A 2,968-nucleotide genomic window follows, 5' to 3' on the forward strand; every position below is an offset into this window, starting at 1 on the left:
AGCCATGGCCTCGCGGACAGCACGGTCACGCTGATTGGCGTGCTGGGCCATCGGGTCAGCGTTGGCGTCGAACTGGTAGCCGCCCGTGATGAGTTGCGCTTCATCATTGTTCGCGATCGTCGTGTCGGCATTGGAGAACAGCCCGGCCATCGAGTCGACGTCGGCGTCGCCGGTGTGCACAAACGTCGGAGTGTCGTCGGTCCTGATGTTGCCGAGCAGGTTTTCCGCTTCCGGGTGCCGCACGATGGTCTCGCGGATCGCCGCGTAGGGGATGGTGTCCTGTCCGAGCGGTCGCCCTTGTTCGATCTCCCGGTTGGTCCAGGAGAAGCCGATGACCGTGACCGGGAATGGTGCGTTGATGGTCTGCGCGACCGTGTCGGCGATTTGCTGGTCGGAGTAGGCGCCGCGATAACCGTTGACGCCGATGACCAGGCCGAAGCGTCCGGTGTGAGGGTTGGTGGTGAAGCCCGCGGCGTATTTGTCGACCAGATCCTGCAGGTTGGTGCCGGGAGTGACCGGGACGGTGGCCAGGTAGGCCGGTTTGTCGGTGGTGGTGTCGTCGCGGGGAGGCACGACGGGGTTGATGCGGCGGGGCTGGCCGACTTGTTGGAAGCCGTAAGTCTGCTGGGCGGCGCGGAAGGGGGTTGAGCCGCGGTTGCCCAGGACGGTGGGCATGGGGGTGGTGGCCGGGCGGGTGCCGGGTTGGCGGGCGGGGCCTTGGTTTTGGTTCGGGTTGCGGGGGGCTCGGGAGGGGAGCTGGACGCCGGCGGTGTTGCTTTCCGTCTCTGGTGCGGGTGCCGGGGTGGGCGCTTCGGTGGCGGGCGCGGGGTCGTTCGTGGTCTCGGCGGTCGTGGCCGGGGTGGGGTTGGTGTCGGTGGCCGTTGCGGGGGCAGGCGTGGTGTCGGTGGTCGTTGCGGGCGAGGTCTCGGTCGCGGGCGCGGGGTCGTTCGTTGTCTCGGGCGCGGTGTCGATGGGGGAGACCGGGGAGCCGGGGAAGTCGACGGCCAGGTCCGACTCGGTCAGCGGTGAGACGTCCGCGGTGGCCGGCGGGACTGCGGTGTTGAGCGGGGGCAGGTCGCGCGGGGTGGCCCGGTCGGTGGCGGGCTGAGCGGGCGGCGTGCTGCTGCTGTCGGTCGAGCGGACGGACCCCTGCTGCGTGCCCTGAACCGGCGAGGTCGCGCTGCTCGTCCCGGGCGTCGCGCTGGTCGGCGTGTTGCTCGTCGGCGTCGTGCTGGTCGTCTGCGGCGTCGTGCTGGCCGGTGTCGTGCTGGTCGTCTGCGGCGTAGTGCTCGTCGGCGTCGTGCTGGTCGTCTGCGGCGTCGTGCTGGTCGGCGTCGTGGTGGCCGGCTGCGGCGTGGCGCTCGTCGGTGTCGTGGTGGCCGGCTGGGGCGTGGTGCTGGTCGGCGCCGTGTTGCTGGAGCTGTTGGTCTGCTGCTGCGTCGCGGTCGTCGGCGTGGTGTCGCTTGTCACCGGAGTCGGCGAGGCGGCAACTGGCGGCGCCTGCGGTGCATCGACCGAGGTAGTAATCGGCGAAGGTTGAACCGCAGCGGGCGCCACAACGGCCGGTGACACCGCAGGGTCGGCAGTAGTGCCCCGCCCCGGAGTCGTCGTCGGGCCCTGCGCCGGGCCCTGCGCCGGGTTCGTCGCGGGGTTCTGCGCCGGGGTAGTCGCCGGGCCCTGCACTGGGGTTGTCGCCGGGCTCTGCGCCGGGGCAGTCGTGGGGCTCTGCGCCGGCGTTGGGGACGGGCTTTGCGCCGGGGGCGTCGTGGCCGGGCTCTGCACCGGGCTGCCCTGCGGCGATTGGGCAGGAGCGCTCGGCGGTGTCTGGGCAGGAGTCCCCTGTGGTGTCTGGGCGGGGACGCCTTGTGGTGTCTGGGCGGGAGTGCCCTGCGGGGTCTGCGCGGGAGTGCCTTGCGGTGTCTGGGCGGGAGTGCCCTGTGAGGTCTGATCCTGCGTGCCGATCGGGGCAGGACTCTGGACCGTGCCCGGCGTGGAGGTCGGCGCCGGTGCATTCTGCGGTGCCGCCGTAGGCGTCTCGACCGGTGCCGCTGCGTCCGTGGGTGCGGAAACCGTGGGTGCGGAAACCGTGGGTGCCGAGACCGCGGGTGCGGAGACCGAGGGAGCCGAAGCCGCGGGGGCTGGGGCGGGCGCAGCTTCGGGAGACGTGGTCGTGACAGCCGGCGCGGCGGCGGGCGGGGCGACGACCGTGGTCTCGAAGCCCGGCAGGCCCTGAGGCGCCGACGGTGCGGTGGGCGTCGCAACCGGCGCCGGCGTGTTCGCACCGGTGGGAGCGGGCGAAGGAGTCGTGGCGCCGGCGGGGGGCTGTGCGCCGGCCGGGGTCTGGGCGCCCGCGCCGGCCGGGGTCTGGGAGCCGGCCCCGACCGGAGTCTGATTGCCCGCGCCGGTCGGAGTGGGGGTTCCCGCGCCGGTCGGAGTCGGGGTGTTCACGCCGGTCGGGGTGGGGGCGCCCGTGCCGAGGGGAGAGGGAGTGCCTGCACCGGTGGGAGCCGGAATGCCCGCGCCCGTGGGAGCCGGAGTGCCCGCGCCGGTCGGAGTCGGAGTACCCGCGCCTGTGGGAGAGGGAGTGCCTGCGCCGGTCGGAGTCGGGGTACCCGCGCCGGTGGGAGAGGGGGTGCCCGCGCCGGTGGGAGTAGGGGTACCTGCGCCGGTAGGGGTGGGCGCGCCGGTGGGGGACGGGCTGGCGGCGGACGGCGGGGTGGTTGCGCCGGAGGGCGGGGGTGATTGTTGGCCGCCCGTCGTCTGGTGTTCACCCGGACCGTCCACTGTGGTAGTAGCGTCCGAATACGGTGGGGGAGTCCCGCCTTTTTCGCCGTAAGCAGGCGGCGGCTCGTCCGTTGTCGTTGTGGTTGGTGGGTTGGTCTTGTTGTCGCCGGTTTTGAGGTTGGGTGGCGGGCGGTCGCCGTTCATGTTGGGGGCGAAGGTTTTGTTGATTTCGGTGGCCCAGTGC

At 72.5% G+C, this 2,968-nt stretch carries 3 protein-coding genes; 2 read left to right on the forward strand and 1 reads right to left on the reverse strand.

Annotation, left to right across the window (positions count from 1 at the left end; genetic code table 11):
• On the reverse strand, positions 1-675 hold a 675-nt coding region (locus tag RAN62_RS40935), incomplete at its 3' end, for a hypothetical protein (RefSeq protein ID WP_305790297.1).
• A gap of 127 nt (positions 676-802) precedes the next feature.
• Here RAN62_RS40935 and RAN62_RS40940 point away from each other — a divergent pair.
• Entirely contained in the window at positions 803-1,108 is a 306-nt protein-coding gene (locus RAN62_RS40940; protein ID WP_305790298.1) for a hypothetical protein, read from the forward strand.
• A gap of 102 nt (positions 1,109-1,210) precedes the next feature.
• Positions 1,211-1,540 carry a hypothetical protein gene (locus tag RAN62_RS40945; RefSeq protein ID WP_305790299.1) on the forward strand — a complete coding sequence of 110 codons (330 nt, stop codon included), beginning with the start codon at positions 1,211-1,213 and terminating at the stop codon, positions 1,538-1,540.
• Positions 1,541-2,968: the final 1,428 nt, after the last annotated feature.

Source organism: Symbioplanes lichenis (assembly GCF_030709675.1).
Taxonomy (GTDB): domain Bacteria; phylum Actinomycetota; class Actinomycetes; order Mycobacteriales; family Micromonosporaceae; genus Actinoplanes; species Actinoplanes lichenis.